At 33.8% G+C, this 18,612-nt stretch carries 31 protein-coding genes and 1 tRNA gene; 18 read left to right on the top strand and 14 right to left on the bottom strand.

The window, feature by feature from the left end:
• The first annotated feature begins 103 nt into the window (after positions 1-103).
• Together NPIRD3C_RS07030 and NPIRD3C_RS07025 are read left to right on the top strand one after the other, a co-directional pair.
• Entirely contained in the window at positions 104-532 is a 429-nt protein-coding gene (locus NPIRD3C_RS07030; RefSeq protein ID WP_148703472.1) for a bifunctional nuclease family protein, read from the top strand.
• 47 nt (positions 533-579) lie between these two features.
• A complete protein-coding gene (locus NPIRD3C_RS07025) occupies positions 580-795 on the top strand; it encodes a hypothetical protein (RefSeq protein ID WP_148703471.1) in 216 nt (71 codons plus the stop codon).
• On the opposite strand, the gene NPIRD3C_RS07020 is transcribed toward NPIRD3C_RS07025, so the two are convergent.
• A complete protein-coding gene (locus NPIRD3C_RS07020; protein WP_148703470.1) occupies positions 796-996 on the bottom strand; it encodes a hypothetical protein in 201 nt (66 codons plus the stop codon).
• Positions 997-1,032: 36 nt separating this feature from the next.
• Here NPIRD3C_RS07020 and NPIRD3C_RS07015 point away from each other — a divergent pair, with 36 nt between their 5' ends.
• A complete protein-coding gene (locus tag NPIRD3C_RS07015; RefSeq protein WP_148703469.1) occupies positions 1,033-1,425 on the top strand; it encodes a hypothetical protein in 393 nt (130 codons plus the stop codon).
• A 150-nt stretch (positions 1,426-1,575) separates the two neighbouring features.
• A complete protein-coding gene (locus NPIRD3C_RS07010) occupies positions 1,576-1,824 on the top strand; it encodes a hypothetical protein (protein WP_148703468.1) in 249 nt (82 codons plus the stop codon).
• Here the strand turns inward: NPIRD3C_RS07010 and NPIRD3C_RS07005 are convergent.
• Positions 1,821-2,081, bottom strand: a complete 261-nt coding sequence (locus tag NPIRD3C_RS07005; RefSeq protein WP_148703467.1) for a hypothetical protein — start codon at positions 2,079-2,081, stop codon at positions 1,821-1,823. The two genes, NPIRD3C_RS07010 and NPIRD3C_RS07005, sit on opposite strands and share 4 nt — an antisense overlap.
• A 443-nt stretch (positions 2,082-2,524) precedes the next feature.
• Entirely contained in the window at positions 2,525-3,616 is a 1,092-nt protein-coding gene (locus tag NPIRD3C_RS07000; RefSeq protein ID WP_148703466.1) for a formate--phosphoribosylaminoimidazolecarboxamide ligase family protein, read from the bottom strand.
• Between the two features lie 97 nt (positions 3,617-3,713).
• Between NPIRD3C_RS07000 and NPIRD3C_RS10480 the strand changes: the two genes are divergently transcribed.
• Genes NPIRD3C_RS10480 through NPIRD3C_RS06990 form a run of 3 tightly spaced genes read left to right on the top strand, consistent with a single transcriptional unit; the run spans position 3,714 to position 4,905 of the window.
• A complete protein-coding gene (locus NPIRD3C_RS10480; RefSeq protein ID WP_160272892.1) occupies positions 3,714-3,854 on the top strand; it encodes a hypothetical protein in 141 nt (46 codons plus the stop codon).
• 57 nt (positions 3,855-3,911) lie between these two features.
• Positions 3,912-4,469 carry a UbiX family flavin prenyltransferase gene (locus NPIRD3C_RS06995; RefSeq protein WP_148703465.1) on the top strand — a complete coding sequence of 186 codons (558 nt, stop codon included), beginning with the start codon at positions 3,912-3,914 and terminating at the stop codon, positions 4,467-4,469.
• A gap of 7 nt (positions 4,470-4,476) precedes the next feature.
• Positions 4,477-4,905, top strand: a complete 429-nt coding sequence (locus NPIRD3C_RS06990) for an SRPBCC family protein (protein WP_148703464.1) — start codon at positions 4,477-4,479, stop codon at positions 4,903-4,905.
• Here NPIRD3C_RS06990 and NPIRD3C_RS06985 read toward each other — a convergent pair.
• The 3 genes from NPIRD3C_RS06985 to NPIRD3C_RS06975 are packed head-to-tail and all read right to left on the bottom strand — an operon-like array spanning position 4,902 to position 6,419.
• Complete coding sequence (locus NPIRD3C_RS06985) at positions 4,902-5,108, bottom strand: Sec-independent protein translocase subunit TatA/TatB (protein ID WP_012215156.1); 207 nt, start codon at positions 5,106-5,108, stop codon at positions 4,902-4,904. The genes NPIRD3C_RS06990 and NPIRD3C_RS06985 overlap by 4 nt on opposite strands.
• A gap of 27 nt (positions 5,109-5,135) precedes the next feature.
• Positions 5,136-5,927, bottom strand: coding sequence for a twin-arginine translocase subunit TatC (gene tatC, locus NPIRD3C_RS06980; RefSeq protein ID WP_148703463.1), 792 nt, complete (start codon positions 5,925-5,927; stop codon positions 5,136-5,138).
• A gap of 27 nt (positions 5,928-5,954) precedes the next feature.
• Positions 5,955-6,419, bottom strand: a complete 465-nt coding sequence (locus NPIRD3C_RS06975) for a hypothetical protein (RefSeq protein WP_148703462.1) — start codon at positions 6,417-6,419, stop codon at positions 5,955-5,957.
• A gap of 112 nt (positions 6,420-6,531) precedes the next feature.
• Here NPIRD3C_RS06975 and NPIRD3C_RS10475 point away from each other — a divergent pair, with 112 nt between their 5' ends.
• Both NPIRD3C_RS10475 and purS read left to right on the top strand, forming a co-directional pair.
• On the top strand, positions 6,532-6,690 hold the full coding sequence (locus NPIRD3C_RS10475; protein WP_160272890.1) for a hypothetical protein: 159 nt from the start codon (positions 6,532-6,534) through the stop codon (positions 6,688-6,690).
• Positions 6,691-7,034: 344 nt separating this feature from the next.
• Positions 7,035-7,295, top strand: coding sequence for a phosphoribosylformylglycinamidine synthase subunit PurS (gene purS, locus NPIRD3C_RS06970; RefSeq protein ID WP_148703461.1), 261 nt, complete (start codon positions 7,035-7,037; stop codon positions 7,293-7,295).
• Here purS and NPIRD3C_RS06965 read toward each other — a convergent pair.
• Positions 7,292-7,714 carry a CBS domain-containing protein gene (locus NPIRD3C_RS06965; RefSeq protein WP_148703460.1) on the bottom strand — a complete coding sequence of 141 codons (423 nt, stop codon included), beginning with the start codon at positions 7,712-7,714 and terminating at the stop codon, positions 7,292-7,294. The genes purS and NPIRD3C_RS06965 overlap by 4 nt on opposite strands.
• A gap of 77 nt (positions 7,715-7,791) precedes the next feature.
• On the opposite strand from NPIRD3C_RS06965, the gene purQ reads away from it, so the two are divergent.
• The 9 genes from purQ to NPIRD3C_RS06920 all read left to right on the top strand — a co-directional run bounded on the left by purQ (position 7,792) and on the right by NPIRD3C_RS06920 (position 15,277).
• The gene (gene purQ / locus NPIRD3C_RS06960; RefSeq protein ID WP_148703459.1) at positions 7,792-8,472 is read left to right on the top strand and encodes a phosphoribosylformylglycinamidine synthase subunit PurQ; all 681 of its coding nucleotides are present in this window, start codon (positions 7,792-7,794) and stop codon (positions 8,470-8,472) included.
• A complete protein-coding gene (gene purL / locus NPIRD3C_RS06955) occupies positions 8,469-10,634 on the top strand; it encodes a phosphoribosylformylglycinamidine synthase subunit PurL (protein ID WP_148703458.1) in 2,166 nt (721 codons plus the stop codon). The genes purQ and purL overlap by 4 nt, the downstream gene beginning before the upstream one ends.
• Entirely contained in the window at positions 10,627-12,099 is a 1,473-nt protein-coding gene (locus NPIRD3C_RS06950; protein ID WP_148703457.1) for an amidophosphoribosyltransferase, read from the top strand. The genes purL and NPIRD3C_RS06950 overlap by 8 nt, the downstream gene beginning before the upstream one ends.
• 5 nt (positions 12,100-12,104) lie before the next feature.
• Positions 12,105-12,383, top strand: coding sequence for a DUF427 domain-containing protein (locus NPIRD3C_RS06945; protein WP_148704165.1), 279 nt, complete (start codon positions 12,105-12,107; stop codon positions 12,381-12,383).
• 34 nt (positions 12,384-12,417) lie between these two features.
• Positions 12,418-12,804 (top strand): hypothetical protein, encoded by a 387-nt coding sequence (locus tag NPIRD3C_RS06940; protein ID WP_148703456.1) that lies wholly within the window; start codon positions 12,418-12,420, stop codon positions 12,802-12,804.
• Between the two features lie 43 nt (positions 12,805-12,847).
• Positions 12,848-13,672: a phosphoribosylaminoimidazolesuccinocarboxamide synthase gene (purC, locus tag NPIRD3C_RS06935; RefSeq protein ID WP_148703455.1), complete on the top strand. Its 825-nt coding sequence runs from the start codon at positions 12,848-12,850 to the stop codon at positions 13,670-13,672.
• Positions 13,673-14,018: 346 nt separating this feature from the next.
• On the top strand, positions 14,019-14,522 hold the full coding sequence (locus NPIRD3C_RS06930) for a winged helix-turn-helix domain-containing protein (RefSeq protein ID WP_148703454.1): 504 nt from the start codon (positions 14,019-14,021) through the stop codon (positions 14,520-14,522).
• A 37-nt stretch (positions 14,523-14,559) separates the two neighbouring features.
• Positions 14,560-14,880, top strand: a complete 321-nt coding sequence (locus NPIRD3C_RS06925; RefSeq protein WP_148703453.1) for a hypothetical protein — start codon at positions 14,560-14,562, stop codon at positions 14,878-14,880.
• Positions 14,873-15,277: a PPOX class F420-dependent oxidoreductase gene (locus NPIRD3C_RS06920; protein ID WP_148703452.1), complete on the top strand. Its 405-nt coding sequence runs from the start codon at positions 14,873-14,875 to the stop codon at positions 15,275-15,277. Before NPIRD3C_RS06925 ends, NPIRD3C_RS06920 begins: the two co-directional genes overlap by 8 nt.
• An 81-nt stretch (positions 15,278-15,358) precedes the next feature.
• On the opposite strand, the gene NPIRD3C_RS06915 is transcribed toward NPIRD3C_RS06920, so the two are convergent.
• The 7 genes from NPIRD3C_RS06915 to NPIRD3C_RS06890 all read right to left on the bottom strand — a co-directional run bounded on the left by NPIRD3C_RS06915 (position 15,359) and on the right by NPIRD3C_RS06890 (position 18,573).
• Positions 15,359-15,730 (bottom strand): histone, encoded by a 372-nt coding sequence (locus NPIRD3C_RS06915; RefSeq protein ID WP_148703451.1) that lies wholly within the window; start codon positions 15,728-15,730, stop codon positions 15,359-15,361.
• Between the two features lie 102 nt (positions 15,731-15,832).
• Positions 15,833-16,321 carry a DUF4352 domain-containing protein gene (locus NPIRD3C_RS06910; RefSeq protein ID WP_148703450.1) on the bottom strand — a complete coding sequence of 163 codons (489 nt, stop codon included), beginning with the start codon at positions 16,319-16,321 and terminating at the stop codon, positions 15,833-15,835.
• 716 nt (positions 16,322-17,037) lie between these two features.
• Entirely contained in the window at positions 17,038-17,190 is a 153-nt protein-coding gene (locus NPIRD3C_RS10470) for a hypothetical protein (protein WP_160272889.1), read from the bottom strand.
• 60 nt (positions 17,191-17,250) lie between these two features.
• On the bottom strand, positions 17,251-17,700 hold the full coding sequence (locus tag NPIRD3C_RS06905; protein WP_148703449.1) for a DUF2299 family protein: 450 nt from the start codon (positions 17,698-17,700) through the stop codon (positions 17,251-17,253).
• A 122-nt stretch (positions 17,701-17,822) separates the two neighbouring features.
• Positions 17,823-18,050 carry a hypothetical protein gene (locus NPIRD3C_RS06900; RefSeq protein WP_148703448.1) on the bottom strand — a complete coding sequence of 76 codons (228 nt, stop codon included), beginning with the start codon at positions 18,048-18,050 and terminating at the stop codon, positions 17,823-17,825.
• 9 nt (positions 18,051-18,059) lie between these two features.
• Entirely contained in the window at positions 18,060-18,308 is a 249-nt protein-coding gene (locus NPIRD3C_RS06895; protein WP_141975656.1) for a hypothetical protein, read from the bottom strand.
• Between the two features lie 188 nt (positions 18,309-18,496).
• Positions 18,497-18,573, bottom strand: a tRNA-Asn gene (locus NPIRD3C_RS06890).
• Positions 18,574-18,612: the final 39 nt, after the last annotated feature.

Below are 18,612 nucleotides of genomic sequence, written 5' to 3'. Positions count from 1 at the left end.
CCAGAATTGATCGTCTAAAAAAAATTTACCTTATTAGATTATTCTCACTGATCTCCCAATTTTGCTATCTTTATAAGCACTGGGCGTGAAGTTTATCCAGACAATGGATATCAATCAAGCACAAGAGCCTGATTACGACTCTGTAAAAATTGATTATGTTGGATTTGTTGACCCTTACGCAGTTGAAGGCATGGTTGTTCTAAAAGCTGATAATGGTAAAGAATTTCACATGAGAGCATTTTCTGGCGAAGTCGCAAAACATATCTCAAGTTTTGGTGATGATAAGGGCGGCGAACCTGTACCTTCAATTTACAAAATGATAGAGGATATTTGTGAAGAAAATGAACTTGTTCTAGTCAAAGTCAAAATCTATGAAAGTGGTGAAGTTCTTAGAGCTAATCTGTATTTTACAGGTAAAAAAGACCTTGTGTTAAGAAATTATCGTGCATCAGACGCAATGGCACTTGCAGCATATTACAATATTCCAATTCTTGTTAGAAAAAACCTACTAAAGGAAAGTTTGGAAGCATAAACCTGAAATTAGAACAGTTTTTCTCCCACCATTAATTATGATTTGTCATGAATGAGCAAGAACAACTGATGGACAATCTGCTAAATGTGGATCTTGAAATTATTGATGTTGTAAGAGAACTGCATCATGGAAATTGGGATTCTGATTCTCATAAAAAGCAAGTAGGCGATTTGCTTCAAATCCGTGATGAAATGGTTCAAAAATTAATGGCCGCAAATGGGTCAGATCGTCAATGTGATTGTGGCCATGATCATCATGAATAATTAAATGTCTTCAAAAAAACTATTTGGAAACATTTTTCTTATTTTATCTAACTCGTTTTCATATTTTTGAATTTTTAAATTTAATTCATTTAATTCGTTTTTTGGCATCTGTTCTCTTTGTTTTTCTAATGATTTGATCTGATTTGTGATTGTCTTATACATGATGGAATACTCTGGAAATTTTTCTGGCAGTTTACCCATTAGCTAGATTAAATATTCATCTTACTAATACCCGTTATGAAAATCACAATAGTTTTTGCATTTTTGATAATTTTTGGTATGGGGCTGGCTTTTGCTGAACCTGTTTCAACTGAAATTCCTTTTGAAGATAAAATACACTATGTTGATGAGCAGATAATGATTATGGCAGACATTTCAAATAATCAAGACATCCACCAAAACTTTGCATACTTGACACAAGTAAAAAATAATCAAGATGTTGTAATATCATTATCTTGGTTGACAGGTTCGTTGTCCCCAAGACAATCATTTTCTCCTGCACAATCATGGACTCCAATTATTCCTGGAACATACAACATTCAGGTTTTTGTTTGGGAGAGTATTGACAATCCTGAAGCACTGTCGCCACCTCTTTCAATGATTGTAAATGTTCAAGAAAGAATTTCATAATTAAAAATTCTGCTTCATAATTCGGCAAACTCATCATCTATCAGTGATAGCTTAGTCGTGGTTAATCATCAGCAAATTGTATTGTTTGTTAATAGTATATTATTATTCATGTATCAGAACCTTTTTGATACAAGCAGTTACTTTTCAAACATGGTGAATTTTGAAAAACTCTACAAGAAAGTTGCATTACAGGTAATAGAGCGATGTCATGGTGGAATCAAGATAAAGAAACGTGGAAAAATTATTCTAGTCTATGATCCAAAGCGTCACATGTGGAGTGATGGATTGGCAGGATTAGTCATAAAGGAAGAATGCAAAATTGCTAATCTCCGAGATTGGGAAACTGCAAATGTTAGACGTCATGTAATTGAGGAGTTACTTTCAAAATCTGATGACTAATATGCCACTCTTCTGATTAGATGAGGCTCTTTTAGCATAATTGTGTCATCTTTTCTTGATGACAACTCTACATTCCTGAGATTAAGATTTGTGACTACAATTAACGCCTCACAGCGAGTACAGAGAATTGTTTTTCCATCTGACCTTTCTTCTCTGACAATGTCTCTTTCAAATCTGTCCTCTTTTTCACATGTGGGGCATAGTTTAGGCTCTTTTGTGATTGTGATTATCTCCTTTACAAAAATAGTCTTGCCCATATTGGATTGTTATGAATTGCCCAAAAAAGAGTTTGTATTGTTAATTGGTATCAGCAATTCCATTTCGAGTGTCAAACCGTTTTAATCACTCAAAATTAGAACGAATGGTATTCAATGTATTTCCAATCTAACCAATTAACAATCTGTGTTGATGTGTTTTGAAAATATGTTTTTGTTTTTAGTTTATGTGTGTATAACAAAATTTTTACAATAATATTAGATCATTATTGTAAAATTTCATGATAAATATTAAATACTAAAATTTCCTATACATATTGATGTCGTTAGTTATAAAATCTAACGAATAAAACGCGTAGCCCCGCAGAATGATAAAGGCAATCAGGCGTTTAACGACCTGACCGTGAGAGGGAATCTCTCAATGTTCTGCAATAAGGGGGTTGCGCCTTTTTAATTCTTAAAAATATTATTTGCTCAAAAATTTTTTACGTAACTATTTCATCTAATCTATCTTCTTCATGTGCTCGTTTTATTTCCATTGCAATCCTTCTTCCAACTCCGAATGTTTTTCCATATTGATATTTTGTATATGGGCTAGTAGTGGCAACAATTGGATTTCCTGGAACACGCAATGAAACATCATATACAATCAATTCTAAATCCTTTGTAATTACACTTTGAAGTGAGAATGGTCCAATTATTCCTGGAGTGTATTCCTTCTTTACTGCTCTAACAAATTTGTCTCCCATTTTGAATACTTTTTCTAAAAGAGATTCTCTGATACTTGCAGGTGTGTGACCCACTTCGATGTTTTGTAAATCCACATCAATGTCTAATTGTTGTTGTGCAGGAAGTGCATTGTAGTCATGAATATTTGTTTGAAGTCTTCTCTCAATTCCAATAAAATCAACTTGTTCTGAAATTGGTGTGTGGAAGAAATTAAAATTCATGTATGTGCCAATTGCTAATTCTTCAATACTTGCCTTTTCTAGATCCTTTCTAGCTATGACCCCTTGTTTAACTCTCTCTTCAGATTTTTTAACATAATCCTTGTATGATGATACAGTAAAGAATGCTCTTTCTAGAGGCCTGTTCTTTTCTTGTACTTTTACGATACAAGGTTTATTGATTCTCTTAGGATCCTTGAATAATTTTGGATATTTTATTTTGGCTTTTTCTAAAAGATAATACTGACCTTTTTTTGCAGTTCTCTCTTCAGCTTGGAATAATTTTCTGTTTCCAAAAATTGGTACTTTGAAAGAATTTTCAATTGTTTTGTACCCCAGATAAACAGTAAGGGAACGATGTGGTACAATTATTGTATTTGAATCTCTTAACTCTTTTTGAATTTTAGCTGAAGCCATGTCTTTGAATTTATTCAAAACTGTAATTTCATCTGCAATTCTACTAAACCTTTGATATGGTCCTTCTCTACCTTTTTGACAAAATACTCTTGTCTGAAAATCTTCATCTTTTGCGCCATCCATAATCTCAAGTGCTGAATGACTTCCAAGAACACCTATCTTTACATCTGAATAGTCATTAACAATTTTCTTGATCTCAGAACTTTTAATCACGATATGTCTTGAAATTAGGATCTAATATAGCTAATTTTCATTTTTTACGATCGGAGACAATCACAAGATTTTTGTGAATTGATGTTTGCTCTAATGTGTGCTGTATCAATTTGAATTACAGATGGCAGGTGTAATTTTACTAACTGCAATGGCTGTTGGTGGAATCACTCTTTGGATAAAGCGAAGAAAAGAAAGAAAGGAATTAGAAGCATCTGCTGATGATGAGCCTCCTGTCTAGTGCTAAGAATAACTTCCTATCTAATACATAAAATACTCTGAATTCTAATCACAATCATTGAAACTAGTAATTGGAATAACTGGAAGTACTGGAGTTATCTATGGAATTCGAATGCTTGAAACTTTGAAAAAATTAGACATTGAGACTCATTTGATAATTTCTGAATGGGGAGAAAAATGTATTCCAATGGAAACTGAATTTACGTCTGATTATGTAAAATCACTTGCAACCAATGTCTCAGATGAAAAAAATATGGCATCTAGTGTTTCTAGTGGCACTCATAGAATTGACGGAATGATTGTTGCCCCATGTAGCATGAAAACATTATCTGCAATTGCAAACGGTTATGACGATACACTTGTTGCCCGAGCAGCTGGAGTCACAATAAAAGAATCAAGAAAATTAATTTTAATGGTAAGGGAGACTCCTCTATCTGCAATTCATCTAGAAAATATGTTAAAGCTTTCAAGATTGGGGGTTGTTATTTTACCTCCTGTGACTGAATTTTATACCAAACCTAAATCTATTGATGATATTGTAAATCATGGTGTTGGAAAATGTCTGGACCAATTTGACATAGAACACAATTTATACCCTCGATGGGGTACTCTCTAAATTATAATTGCCGCAATTTTCCTTTGAAAAAATAACTACTGCTGATAGAAATACTGTATACAAAATTTTTTCAGATTATGAAAACTATCAAAAAATCTCTTCTGAATTTTTCCCTTCAATTAGAATCCGTTCTGTTAGAGATAATGTTGCAGTAGTTGAGGAACATCTGATTCTAGGTGATGATGAATTTGTGATCATGGCAAAGCATGTTACTAATGAACCTGTTTTACATGATGTATTTGTTATTGGAGGTGATGCAAAAGGCTCTCATATACAAGAACAGTTCATCGAAATCCCTCAAGGCACAAAAATTCTAGTTGATGTGGATTTCAAATTAAAAGGAAAAATGAAAATTGGTGGTATGTTTTCTAAAAATAGATATCTGCAGAATTACGAAGAAATTTTAGATAATTTTATAAAAATTGCTGAAAACTAGTCTGATTTTGCTTCTTTATCTTTGAAGTCTTTAAGCTCTTTTTCACCTTCAATCTTGCCTTTTTCAAATTCTCCTTTGGCTTTACCGAAGGTTTTTGCAAGTTCTGGAATTTTTTTAGCACCAAAAATCAATACTACTGCTATAACTATGATGAATATCCATTCTTGACCTGCAATGAAATTGGCTAAATTCATTCCAAACATTATGTGTCTCTTTATCTAAATTCGGATTTAAGTGTTCAACTTTTTACGTTCTTTGCGTTCAATGAGTACCATGCCTGTAGCATACAGTGCTATCATGGGTCCTGCAATAAACCACATAGTAACACCACTTCCATCTGGAGTAATAATTGCACCAAAGATCACAATTATGACAATTGCATATCTAATGTTTTTACGCCAAAAATCTGTATCGACCATCCCTGATGCAGAAATTGCATACATTACTAGAGGAAGTTGAAATGAGAATCCAAATGCCAATAAAAATTGTAATACAAAAGTTACAAATTCTATTACATTGAGAAATGTAACTAGTCCTGCAGATTCCCCATATCGGTATAAGAAATCTAAAATGTATGGAATTACTAAGTTGTATGAAAATGCACATCCTGTAATGAACAACCCTAATGCGGGAATGGTGATACTTCTACTAACATTAATTTCATTTTCTTTTAGAGCTGGTTTGATGAATCCAACTAACTCTTTGATGATTATTGGCATGCTAACAACAATTCCTACTAGTGCTGCAATGTACACTTGTGCAAAGAATGCTTGACCTGGAGCAGTTTGAATTAACTGTACATCTTCTGGTACTAGATTAATTTTCATATGATTCGTAATTTGTGCTGCGATGTTGTTTAATGGTTCAGGTGTTGGATAGTATAATGTGGTTTGACCTACTTGGATTGGTTCGGCATGAAATGTCAAAATGAATGCAGTAATTATTCCAATTACTAGTACAATTCGAAGTAATCTCTTTCTTAGTTCCTCAAAATGCTGATTGATACCATCAAGCTCTGACATCTAATCTCTTTGTGCTTAAAGCTATATCTATTTGCCGGGAATTGGTAATAATTTTGCCTCAGGCAATCCGTCTTCTTTGAGTTGCTCTATTGATATGCCCTCAAATTCCAGAGAAATGATGGCCTTTGTGTTAAATTTGGATTCCATCTCTTTTGCTAAACTTGCAAGATCTTTGCTTGAATAGATTTCCTGTGAACCTTTGAGAATTACACGTTCACCTTTTTCCATCTCTTTACCTCCAAACTTTCCTTGAAGGAAGCCAGTAATTTCAGGAAGTTCTTTTCTATCAATATTATTGTAAAAATAACAAATCCCCTTTACTGATTCATAATCATATGCTGTACCGTTACGATACATGAAAACCCCAATAAAATGTGCTTCATCTTCTGGTTCTCTGACACATTTTATCTCCCAATTCAACAAATTCTCTTCATTATAGCTAAATCCTTCCATCTCTTCAGCTGTAATTTTCCAATATCTTGATCTTGCCATGTTATTTTGTACAAATCATTCTGATATAAATTCCAATATTTTCGGCTTTGTGACTAATACTCAATTTTGGGAAATTATCCGGCTCTTTTTATATCATGAATAAGTATTCTGGTTGTTGGGAGAACGAATTACTGTTGTATTGAAAACTGAGAATACTGAAAAAATTAGAAACATTCAAGCAAAAATGATCAGAACTTCTATAAAGTCAGTTAGCTTCTCACACGTTGTAAACCTAGTCCTAAATGAAGGACTAAAAAAATTCAAAGTATAATACAATAATGCAATTATTTATTTTCAATCTTTAATTTTGATTAACTATTACTAATCCATGCCTGATCTAAAAATTTTGGATTTTCTCAAATTTTATTGAACAAGAAAAATTTTTTGGTTATTCTGTTTGCTAATTTTTTAACAAGATCTCGTATTTCTGGTTTTTTAGAAAATTTCTTGAAGATTAATGAATAATACAAATTCAAGTAACCGATTCTGGGCTGGGTATATCTGCACAACACAAGTCCTCAGAACCGGAAACTTTACTGATTATTTCAAAATAAGTATAAAAGCACAAAATTATTCGGAAGATAGATTAACCTCGATTCAATTTTTTAAATTATTATGGATACGTATAATGTTCATGTAACAATTGAAAATAAACCTGGGATTAGTGATCCTGAAGGGGACACAATTCTAAATGATTTGGTATTAAAGGGTACCCACAAAACAGTATCTAAAATTAAAACTGCAAAAATGCTAAAATTCACCATTAAAGAAAAAGACAAAAAATCCGCACAATTTAAAATACAAGAAATATGTGATGAATTACGCATCTATAATCCCATGGTGAGTAAAGTCACAATTGACGTCTTTGATGCTTAGTATTTTTCTGAATCAATATTGTCTATCATTGCATTAATCAAGAGTTTACTGCGTAAAAATTCCGCCAGATTTGTTTGTGTGATTACTCCTACCAACTTTTCATCTTCTAGGATGATTAACCGTCGTATGTTGTTATTCAACATTTTTTGAACAGCATCCTCAATTACTGTATCTGGACTCACCCACTTGAATTTCTTTGACATGACTTCTTCGATTAAAACTGATGATGATTTTAGATCTTTGGCTGCTATTTTTTGAACAATATCTCGTTCTGAAACAACCCCTACTGGTTTTCCCTTTTTAATTATGACCAAAAAACTGATCTCTTTTTCTCTAAGAACAATAGACGCATCAAGGACTGTTTTATCATGTTCGATTGTAATGACATTTTTTTGCATAATGTCTCTCACATGAGCCATGCGATCATGATGTATTTTCCAGTAATAATTTTTTCTGACTAGACTCAAATTAAATATCGCCAGATCTAAATGTAATTGTGAAAGTTGGTGTTGTAGTTTTTCCTGGTAGCAATTGTGATCGTGACATGTATCATGTTTTAACTGATGTCTTTAATCTTGATGCTCAATATTTTTGGCATGAAAAATCTTTGCCAAAAAACATTGATGCTGTAATCCTTCCAGGTGGTTTTTCATATGGAGACAGGCTTAGAGCCGGAGTTATCGCCGCTCATAGTCCAATTATTAAAGATGTACAGAAAATGGCAAAGAAAGGCATACCTATTTTGGGAGTTTGTAATGGATTTCAAATTCTTGTAGAGTCTGGCCTTTTGCCTGGCGTTTTACTCAAAAATGAATCTCTTAATTTTATGTGTGAATGGACAAATCTGATTGTTGAAAACAATAAAACTCCATTTACAAATCAATTTAAACTAAATCAAAAAATCCCAATCCCTATTGCAAATGGTGAAGGTAGATACTATGTGGATGATGAAACTTTGAAACAATTAAAGAAAAAAAATCAAATTGTATTTCGATACGACAGAGTAGTTAATGGTTCATCAGACCGAATTGCAGGTGTGTGTAATGAAGATGGAAATGTTGTTGGAATGATGCCTCATCCTGAAAGAGCAGTAGAATCAGAAATTAATCCAATTGATAGCAAACCATCTTCTCTAATTTTTGAATCTCTTCTGAAAAAAATAGGTGTAAGCAATTGAGTTTAGAACCTCAAGAACTATCTGAATTAAAATCTAAAATTGGAAGAGATCCTACCTCCACTGAATTACAAATTGTTGCAGCAGAGTGGTCTGAGCACTGCTCTTACAAATCCTCAAAAAGACATCTCAAAATGTTGCCCATGAAGGGCCCTCTTGTCATTACAGAAAAAGGATATGATTCTGGTGTATTGGATGTTGGTGATGGATATGTTGTTACTGCACATATTGAAAGTCATAACCATCCTTCTGCTGTTGAGCCCTACGGTGGTGCTGCAACTGGGGTTGGTGGTGTAATTCGGGATATTTTATCAGCTGGGACAAGGCCTATCGCAATATTTGATGGGTTGCGATTTGGAGATATTGAAAAAGATCAACAAGCAAGATGGCTGTTCAAAAATGCTGTTACTGGAATTGCCGATTATGGTAACTGCTTGGGCATTCCAACTATTGGGGGAGAAGTTGAATTTGATCAATGCTATGAAAATTATGCATTAGTAGATGTTGCAGCAGTTGGTTTTGGTAAAAAAGAGAATTTAATAAAAAACCATGCAAAAAAAGGTGACATAGTAGTACTAATGGGTGGTTCTACTGGTAGAGATGGCATTGGTGGTTCACAATTTGCTTCTGATTCATTAGAATCTGAAGACCGTTCTGCTGTTCAAATCCCTGACCCCTTTATTGAGAAATTAATTATTGAAGCCGTTTTGGAGGCACGAAATGAAAAACTCATTCACGCAATGAAAGATTTGGGTGGCGGTGGACTGTCTTGTGCTATTTCTGAAACTGCAGATGCATTAGATATTGGAATTGAGATGGATGTTAGTAAGGTGCACACTCGAGAATCTGATATGCATCCCGATGAGATTATGGTTTCTGAATCTCAAGAGAGAATGCTAATTGTTACTAGTAAACCTAAATTTAAAAAATTACAAGAAATATGTAAAAAATTTAGAATCGGTTGCTCTGTTATTGGAACTGTAAAATCTGATAACCGTATGCATGTCAAAAAAGGAAAAAAAACATTTGCAAATCTTCCAACAGATGTTGTTGCAAATGCTACCTTGCTTGATTTGCCATCAAAAAAACCATCATATCTTAAGACAATTGAACAAGAAAAAAAGTTCAAAACAATTTCTGATTTTTCTAAAACAATGATGAAATTACTTGCATCCCCAAACATTGCAAGTAAAATTTGGGTTTATGGGCAATATGATCATGAGGTAGGAATCCGAACTGTGGTAAAGCCAGGAAGAGATGCGTCTGTTTTAAGATTAGACAATGGTAAATTTCTCTCAGTAAAAATTGATGGTAATCCAAAACAATGCTACATCAATCCAAGAGAAGGTGCAATTGGTTGCTTTGAGGAAGCATGCAGAAATGTTGTTTGTACTGGCGCCAAACCAATTGGAATGTTAGATCATCTACAATTTGGAAATCCAAAGGATCCTGAAATTTTTTGGACATTCTTAGAATCCCTAAAGGGGTTGACTGATTTTGCAAAGGATTTCAAAATCCCATGTATTGGTGGTAAAGTTAGTCTATACAATGAAACTCCTGTCGGTCCAATTAAACCCACTCCTCTAATTGGGGTCATTGGATTAATTGACAAAAATCCTCAAATTCCTCAAAAAATTAGTGATGGTGACTGCCTGATAATTGTTGGAGATACAAAAGATGAATTGGGGGGTTCTGAATATTTTGAATATATTCACAAATTTGTAGGTGGAAAATGTCCAAAAGTAGATTTTTCAGAATCAAAAAAGAATATGAAATCAGTTTTAGATATTATAGAAAGACAACTTTTGAAATCAGCTCATGATTGCTCAAAAGGTGGACTGGCAATTGCAGTATCTGAATTGTCTATGAACAATCTAATTGGTTGCAAAGTATCTTTGGAAAAAGTCCCTTGTAAAAAATTGGATGTTGATGGAATCCTCTTTTCTGAAAGTCACTCTCGCTATCTTTTAACATTTGATAAGAAAAATCTCTCAAAAATTGAAAAAATCCTCAAAAAGAATAAAGCTTTGTACAGCGTTATTGGTGAATTTACTGGAGAAAAGATTCATTTTGTTAATGGTAAAAAATCAATTATAGATCTAAGAGTTGATAAAGCACAAAAAACTTGGTTAAATTCGTTAAGGGATTTGGTATTGCATGGATAACAATCACAAATTGCATGTTCTTGATGATAAACCAAAAGAAAATTGTGGCGTAATTGGAATTTACAGCCTTAGTGGTACTAATGTTATTCCAATGGCAATTGATGCATTACGTGCTTTACAACATAGGGGCCAGGAGGCCTGGGGTATTGCAATACCAAACAAACCTCCACTCAAAAGATTAGGTCTTGTGTCTGCAGCATCTTCTGAATTCAAGGCAATTGCTGAAGAATATTCTTCTCCTTGTGTAATAGGACATGTTCGTTATTCTACTATGGGCAGGAGTTCATTGGAAAATGCACAACCTCTCAAAGTAAAGGATCTTTGTGTTGCACACAATGGAACAATAGCTAATGTTCAAGAACTCTCAAATTTAGTAGGTGGCTGCTCTTTTACCCCTCAAAATGCAAGTGACACACTAGTTGCTGCACAAAGACTTGTTTCGTTAATTTCTGAAAAAGGTCAAATGGGAAAAGCCCTATCTGTTTTAAAAAATGAAATGGTTGGATCATATTGCTTTACATTTATCTCTGATGATAATTCTGTTTATGCTGCGCGTGATCCAAAAGGTTTTCGTCCTATGGTTTTAGGTCATAAGGAATCTGATGATACATACATTGTAGCATCAGAATCATCTGCAGTTTCTGCAGTTGGTGCACAAATGCAACGAAATGTGACTCCTGGTGAATTAATCCGATTAAGCAAAGACGGTATAGAAACTGAAATGTTTTCTGATGATCCACAACGTGCACATTGTTCTTTTGAATTTACTTACTTTGCACATCCAACAAGTAACATGGAAGGAACTAACATCTATGTTGCAAGAAAAAACATTGGTCGATTTTTGGCAAAAAAATTCCCAATCAAAGATGCTGATTTGGTTATCCCCGTACCTGATTCTGCAAGACCTGCAGCATTAGGTTATGCACAAGAATTAGGTGTATCTTTTGATGAGGGACTACTCAAAGACAGATACAGCAAGAAAGGGCCTTTGCGAAGTTTTATTGAACCCCATCAAACAGACAGGGTAGAAATTAATCGATGGATTATTCCAATTCGAGAAATTATTGACGGAAAACATGTTGTTGTAATTGATGATAGTTTGGTTAGAGGTACAAGCTCCAAAGCAATAATCAAAGCATTAAGACGTGCTGGGGCACGAAAAATTAGTATGGTCATTACTTATCCTCCAATAAAATTCCCATGTTATGCTGGTATTGATTTTCCCTCTCAAGAGGAACTTGCAACATTTTCAAATGGAAAAGACATGTCTCAAGAAGAAACTATAGACATGGTAAGAAAAAGTATTGGTGCTGACTTTTTGGGGTATAATGACGCTGAGAATCTTGCAGCAGCAGTAGGAATTCCTGTTGATTCTATGTGTTTTACATGTGCGTCTGGAAATTATGAATCCCTTGGAATTACCCCCGAGTTTAAGAGTCGAGAAGAAATCAAAGGAGAAACATGATTAGAATGCAAGCAATTTGGAATGGTGAAATTATTGCAGAAAGTGATGATACTGTTGTAGTGGAAGGAAATCATTACTTTCCTATTAATTCTATCAAAAAAGAATACTTTGAAAAATCTGACCTGACTAGTTTTTGTGGATGGAAAGGTATGGCCAATTATTATTCTGTAACCGTTAATGGAAAGACAAACAAAGATTGTGCATGGTATTATGCTGAACCTAATGATGCTGCTATGAAAATTAAAGGCATGGTTGCGTTTTGGAATGGCGTTGAAGTAAAGTAACCAATTTAATTATTAGAAATACTATAAGATTTTTGTGAAGCAGTACACCGCACTTCTTTGTATTGGTGTAGGAGTAATTGCAACTATTGGTGTAATTTTTGGGGCAGATTTTTTCAAATTTTCTATATCTACTCAAGACTATGAAATTTTTGTAGATCCTCTTTTAGATGAACAGGGAATGTTTACTATGGGGCGAGTGACAATCCAAAACATTGGTGCCAAGCCAATAACAAATGTTCACATTAATTTTGGTGATGGGGATACATTGGATATTCAAACTATCGCAGTGGGACAAAAAATTATTGTCTCTCCTCCTCCTGAGAATTCAATGAAATTTGTGATGATCAGTGCTGATAATGACATATTTGTCAATAAAGCATATCGTGAAATGCCTAAAATGGTAGGTATGATGGGTTCATGATATTTGCTAGCAGTTAAATTCTGTAAACATTCAGTATTTTTACTTGAAATTTCTTACCAGTGGAAAAGTAAAGGATCTTTATGATGTTGATGAAAATACACTGCTCTTCAAATTCTCTGACCGTGTATCTGCATATGATGTAAAATTCAAGCAAGATATTCCTAGAAAAGGGGAGATTTTATGCAAATTTGCTGAATTTTGGTTCAATGAATTACCTGTACCCAACCATTTCATCAAACGCGAATCTGACACTGAAATTATAGTCAAAAAAATGCAGATGCTTCCAATGGAATGTGTAGTTCGTGGATATTTTTATGGTAGTCTTGTAAACCGATGGAAAAAAGGAGAATTCAAAGTTCCTGAAGGCACTGATACTACATTAGCTGCAAAACTGCCTGAACCAATATTTGATCCTACCACTAAATCCGAGCATGATATTCCTATAGATAAAACAAAAGCAATTGAAATGAAACTAGTTTCTGAGGAACAATACAACTGGTTAGAAAAAACTTCAATTGATATTTACAAAAAGATGGCACAAATTGCTGATAATGTTGGTTTTATCTTGGCTGATTTAAAATTAGAATTTGGAATTTTAGATAACCAAATCATTTTGGGTGATTCAATTGGTCCTGATGAGTATCGTTTATGGCCAAAGGATTCCTTTGAAGTTGGAAAAATCCAAGAAGCATATGACAAACAACTCTTACGTGATTGGCTAACTACAAATGGGTATCAAAAACAGTTTGATGATGCTCGTGACCGTGGTGAAGAACCTATGGCTCCTGAAATTCCATCTGATATAATTTCTAAAATGACAGAACGTTATGTTACTGCATATGAAAAATTCTCTGGTAAATCACTGTAATTGTTATTTTGATTCAATGTTGACTGTTTGTTAACTTTCAACTCGAATAGTGTTTTTGAAAATTAACAAAATCCTGTCTTGATGGGGGTATTTTTAGACATATTTTCTTGATTGTCCTTTTTTTGGTATTTTATAAAAAATCTTAGACCACTACAATAATTCTTTCTATACTACTATCTTTATCATAGTGGTATAATTTTTAGTGATTATAATACAATAATTCTTGTAGTGGTAATCATAATTTAGTAATAGTATGATTTTTTTGAAAATGAAAAAAAATTGATGCGATTAGACAAAAAAATATGATACAAGGATCTTTTAGATCAGAATTAAAGGTAATCTCAGTATGTCTACGTTATTAGAAAAACCAATTAAAGTAAATCGTATTGTCACGACAAGTATTGAACATGCTCGAGCAATTGAAGACCCTGCAAGAGCAAAAATTGTTGAGATATTATATCATCAAGCTCTTTCTGCTGACCAGATTACAACCATGCTCAAAAAATTTGGATTCAAAAAAGCATTAACCACTGTACGCCATCACCTGGAAATTCTAAAAGAATCAGGGCTGATTGAAATTGTAAAAATTGAAGAATCTCGAGGTGCAATAACCAAATTTTACAGCACATCTACAAAACTTCTTGATTTTCAAACCCCTGAAGATTTTGAATTAAAATATTCAAAACTCATTGATAACACATCTACAAAAATTGAAAAAATCCTAAAAGGATTGACCCCAAAGACTGGAAAATCAAAAGGAAAGAAATCTGAAGAATATTCTCAATATTTGGTAATGGAAATTATGAATCGTGCCATGACGAATGTACTTGAGAATACTGGTAAAAAATAATCGTTAAACCTAAGTATTTCGTGCAAGAAATTCTGATATGGTACGTATATTTTACAGCCAAAAAACAGAAGACCTCATTGAAAAGATGACTCTGACTAATTGGCGTAAACAAGTTCAGCAAGAACTTGGTCAGGAGCATCAAGACATGTCTGATAATTGGAAAATGTGTGCGATTGGTGAAAGAATAAAACTTGAAGGCAAAGATTTAGAATCAATAAAGGATCTTTCACCCGAGGCGATCAGACTTGGATATGAGTTTTCAGTAGCAATGCAAGAAAAAGACAATGAAAAAGCACTTGAAATCATTACAAAAATTGAACAACTTCCAACAATCTGGAGAAATGAAATTAATGGATGAAAAAGCTGTAAAATTATTTTCTGAAAAAAATCTTGTCTTTATTGCAACTGTTATGAAAGATGGTTCGCCACAGGTTTCACCTGTTTGGGCAAATTATGAAGATGGGTATGTTATGGTGAATACTGCTGAAGGGAGAATAAAACACAAAAATGTTTTACGTGATCCTCGTGTTGCAGTTTCAGTTGTCTCAAAAGATAACCCTCTTGATATGACAACAATTCGTGGTGTTGTTGAAGAATTGATTCCTGATTATGATTACAAACATGCTGATAAATTGACGCAACAATATATGGGACGTGATCACTATCCATTCAAACGTGATGCTGAAAAAAGAGTTATACTAAAAATAAAACCAAACAGAATTTTTGTTTTACCTGAATTAAAAATGTCCGAGTAACAATTTACAATATTTCTAAATTCGAGTTTAGAAATATGATAAATTAAGAATGTAACTCATAAAAAAGTTAGCATAGACAGCTTAACGTCGACGTTTAGCTGCCTTTCTCTTTGGAGCGGCTTTGCGTTTTCCTGCTGCCTTTCTCTTTGGAGCTGCTTTTCTTTTAGCTGCAGTTCTTCTCTTTGGAGCGGCTTTGCGTTTTCCTGCTGCCTTTCTCTTTGGAGCTGCTTTTCTTTTAGCTGCAGTTCTTCTCTTTGGAGCGGCTTTTCTTTTAGCTGCAGTTCTTCTCTTTGGAGCTGCTTTAGCTGCATTCTTCCTTCGAGTTGCTGCAGCTTTTCTCTTACGAGATGCTGCTGCTTTTGCTGCCTCTGCTGCTTTCTTAGCTGCATTTCTCTTTCGAGTTCTTGCTGCTTTCTTAGCTGCTTCAGCTCTTTTGGCTTTAGATATTGCCATGATTTTTTTCAAAAATCATGTGTGTTATATAGTAAAAGTCACACAATATTACGCAAACTATAGAAAAATTTGACAATTTTTTTTGATTTTGATAATTATCGATCAACAATTTGTTATGCAAACAACAGCTGTGTCTACTGTTGACTGTTCTTTTTGTGGTCTTATGATTATTTTGTACGTTTTGTCTTCATCAAATGGAATATCAAACTGTGTCGTTTTTTCTACTGGCTTGTTTGGTTCTAACCATTCTAAAAGTAAGTCTTTAGATGAAAATTCGCCATAAACTGCTTCATGTTTTTGCTCTTTTTCATCAACAATGTAAAATTGTCCTCCTGACAGTAGTGTTTTCTCTTCATCTCCAGTATACTCTGCAGTAATTCCAATCATTACAAACGTGTTTTCTGGTTGTACTTCTTTACTTCCTTCATGTGTGCCTTCAAATGTGATGACATATTCTACAGGCCCTACTGTAACAGTATCACCTGTGGTAGTTTCGATGTAATTTGTCTGATATTCTGTATACATGTACATTGCAGCTGCCATGGATGCAATTATGGCTCCAATTACAATGACTATTCCTAATCCTGCCACGAAAAAATCATCATTTTTTTGAATATATAGTTGCATAGTTTGGAAAAAAAAGGGCTTTAGGCCCAGTGCAAAATTGCACAAGTGAAATGGGCAGGACCAAAACTCGATAATGCGGGTACCATTTATGAGATAAAAACCGCGGAAAATTATATCGATCAACGTTTCCACATTGGTCTTTTTTGGTCTATTTTTTTGGTAATTTTTGGTAATTTTTCGTCAAAATTGAGGGGTTGAGCTTTTAGGCACAACACAAAAAGATCATACATGTTTAGCTGGGACATCTTGGTGGGTTGATGGTTGCATTTCATATCTAGGCACGAGTGTTCAACCCCCCCTCAAAACGCCTACTTTTGAAAAATTGACATTGTGCCTAATTAGGGTAAAATTAGAGGGGGGTTTAACGCCTAGGCATAATTCTAACAAATCTTCTATTTTAGAAAATTTTGTGTAATATCTCCTATAAACTCTGAAACTTGAATGAATATTTTAGATGAGAGAATTCTAAACTCTTCAAACAAATTATTGGTAGTTTCAAACGATTCATTTATTGAATTCTCATCAATTTGAAAAAAATTGATTTTCATGTTTTATGTTGAGATGTGTTGATTTTACCTACTGCTTGCCCCTAAATGGGGGGGGGGGTTTGGCAATATTTACTTCGAAATTTAATAAAAAAGGGACAAAATCCCTTTTGTTAAAATTACAAAATTTGAGATTTATTGCTTCTCTAATCTGATTGTAATTTTGCCTTTTTTTGCAGTATTAACTACTTTGAGGGCTCTGCTCATTACCCCCATACCAAATCTTGACAACTCTGTTGTAGAAATTGTAATCTCTCTTGGTTTTGATTTTGTTGTATTTCTTTTCATATTATGAAATAGGTAATTTTTGTTATAAGCCCCGCGTAGAACTGATAAATCATCTATGTTTTAGAATGTCTTCATCAAAAATCTTGCAGTTTTTTCATGCATTTCTGAAACTCTATCTAATGTATCAAGCAGGCCTTGCTGATTGATGTTTTCCTCTTTATCTAACACAACATAAACCCCGATCTTTTGCTTTCCATCTTCTGTGGTATTTTTGTTAATTGCCTGGATTGAATAACAATAATCTGCTACTTTTTTCTCAAACTTCTCTTTCTCTTCTTCGTTAAACCCCAAATACCTTGCAATCTGATTATTTTTCATGTTCACTTTAGATCCTACTACTAAGATTCCTTGTTGTGCCTTTGGTTCAAAAATTTCTACTGGCACTCCTGCTGGACCTGCATGTTTTACCAAAATCTGGAATACATTTTCAGGATTTTTAACATCTTCAAAGGATAACCCCTCATGAATTAACCATCTTTCAACATTATCTCTCATTCTTGATGCACTCATAATGGATTATTGCAAAGTGGTTCTATATGATTCTAAATTTATGATTAGTACTAAATTTTGAATATTTCTAAATTCGAATTTTGAAATATTCTAAATCTTTACCTGCGAACTAAACATTTTTGCTAAACGTTTACTCTGAAACCAGGGCCAAATTCAGGTATGAGTGATGCAATTATTGCATTAAAAACTAACCCTGCAATCATTAATGCAATTCCAACATACAAACAATTTTTTGCTTTTTTGGGATCATCCTTACGCAAAATAAAATATGCAATAATCCCCCCTATTATCCCAAAAAATATTGGCAACAAAAACCATAGATTACTTCTTTGTCTTTCTGGATATGTCATTTCCTAAAATTATTTTGCAGTAGCTGCTTTTTTCTGTAACTGTGTAATTTCTATCTCAACAGTTTCTAATGGATCTTCTACTTGGTTTCGTTTAATTGAGAACATTTTTGGTTTTTCAAAATCATCTGTGCAATCTGGACATGCATAAACTAGTACGCGATGTTCATTTGGTGCTTTTGGGTTTGATAATCTTGGGTAATACACTAGTCTTGCGCCACAGTCAACACAATATCTGTTGGCCCTTCTAGTTCTGACCAATGTAAACCTCCTGCATTATTCTAAATATGCGATCATCTATTAGATCTATGTTGTCTAATAGTGTAAACCAATTACTGTCAACCGATCAATATTTCTAAATTCGAATTTAGAAATATTATTTTTTCACTCCTTGTAATATGTTAACACAATCAAAATAAAATGTTTCAAAACTCGAGTTTAGAAATAAGTGGCGCCGCCCATCAGACTTGAACTGACGACCGTCCGATTAACAGTCGGATGCTCTACCACGCTGAGCTAGGGCGGCAACATGTTTGTACCTCGGTAAAAGTGATTTAATCCTTGC

The sequence above is a fragment of the Nitrosopumilus piranensis genome, assembly GCF_000875775.1.
In the GTDB taxonomy this organism is placed as follows: Archaea; Thermoproteota; Nitrososphaeria; order Nitrososphaerales; family Nitrosopumilaceae; genus Nitrosopumilus; species Nitrosopumilus piranensis.
This window is presented reverse-complemented; position numbering and strand designations above follow the sequence as displayed.

Bases quoted from the DNA above. Each gene is read 5' to 3' on its own strand.
- NPIRD3C_RS06905 (WP_148703449.1), bottom strand. From the start codon at position 17,700: ATGAGTGCATCAAGAATGAGAGATAATGTTGAAAGATGGTTAATTCAT.
- NPIRD3C_RS06950 (WP_148703457.1), top strand. From the start codon at position 10,627: ATGGATAACAATCACAAATTGCATGTTCTTGATGATAAACCAAAAGAA.
- NPIRD3C_RS07020 (WP_148703470.1), bottom strand. From the start codon at position 996: ATGGGTAAACTGCCAGAAAAATTTCCAGAGTATTCCATCATGTATAAG.
- NPIRD3C_RS06925 (WP_148703453.1), top strand. From the start codon at position 14,560: ATGGTACGTATATTTTACAGCCAAAAAACAGAAGACCTCATTGAAAAG.
- purS (WP_148703461.1), top strand. From the start codon at position 7,035: ATGGATACGTATAATGTTCATGTAACAATTGAAAATAAACCTGGGATT.
- NPIRD3C_RS06920 (WP_148703452.1), top strand. From the start codon at position 14,873: ATGGATGAAAAAGCTGTAAAATTATTTTCTGAAAAAAATCTTGTCTTT.
- NPIRD3C_RS07010 (WP_148703468.1), top strand. From the start codon at position 1,576: ATGGTGAATTTTGAAAAACTCTACAAGAAAGTTGCATTACAGGTAATA.
- NPIRD3C_RS06945 (WP_148704165.1), top strand. From the start codon at position 12,105: ATGCAAGCAATTTGGAATGGTGAAATTATTGCAGAAAGTGATGATACT.
- tatC (WP_148703463.1), bottom strand. From the start codon at position 5,927: ATGTCAGAGCTTGATGGTATCAATCAGCATTTTGAGGAACTAAGAAAG.
- NPIRD3C_RS10470 (WP_160272889.1), bottom strand. From the start codon at position 17,190: ATGAAAAGAAATACAACAAAATCAAAACCAAGAGAGATTACAATTTCT.
- NPIRD3C_RS06965 (WP_148703460.1), bottom strand. From the start codon at position 7,714: ATGGCTCATGTGAGAGACATTATGCAAAAAAATGTCATTACAATCGAA.
- NPIRD3C_RS06900 (WP_148703448.1), bottom strand. From the start codon at position 18,050: ATGACATATCCAGAAAGACAAAGAAGTAATCTATGGTTTTTGTTGCCA.
- NPIRD3C_RS07015 (WP_148703469.1), top strand. From the start codon at position 1,033: ATGAAAATCACAATAGTTTTTGCATTTTTGATAATTTTTGGTATGGGG.
- NPIRD3C_RS07030 (WP_148703472.1), top strand. From the start codon at position 104: ATGGATATCAATCAAGCACAAGAGCCTGATTACGACTCTGTAAAAATT.
- NPIRD3C_RS06975 (WP_148703462.1), bottom strand. From the start codon at position 6,419: ATGGCAAGATCAAGATATTGGAAAATTACAGCTGAAGAGATGGAAGGA.
- NPIRD3C_RS07005 (WP_148703467.1), bottom strand. From the start codon at position 2,081: ATGGGCAAGACTATTTTTGTAAAGGAGATAATCACAATCACAAAAGAG.
- NPIRD3C_RS06930 (WP_148703454.1), top strand. From the start codon at position 14,019: ATGTCTACGTTATTAGAAAAACCAATTAAAGTAAATCGTATTGTCACG.
- NPIRD3C_RS06915 (WP_148703451.1), bottom strand. From the start codon at position 15,730: ATGGCAATATCTAAAGCCAAAAGAGCTGAAGCAGCTAAGAAAGCAGCA.
- NPIRD3C_RS07025 (WP_148703471.1), top strand. From the start codon at position 580: ATGAATGAGCAAGAACAACTGATGGACAATCTGCTAAATGTGGATCTT.
- NPIRD3C_RS06985 (WP_012215156.1), bottom strand. From the start codon at position 5,108: ATGTTTGGAATGAATTTAGCCAATTTCATTGCAGGTCAAGAATGGATA.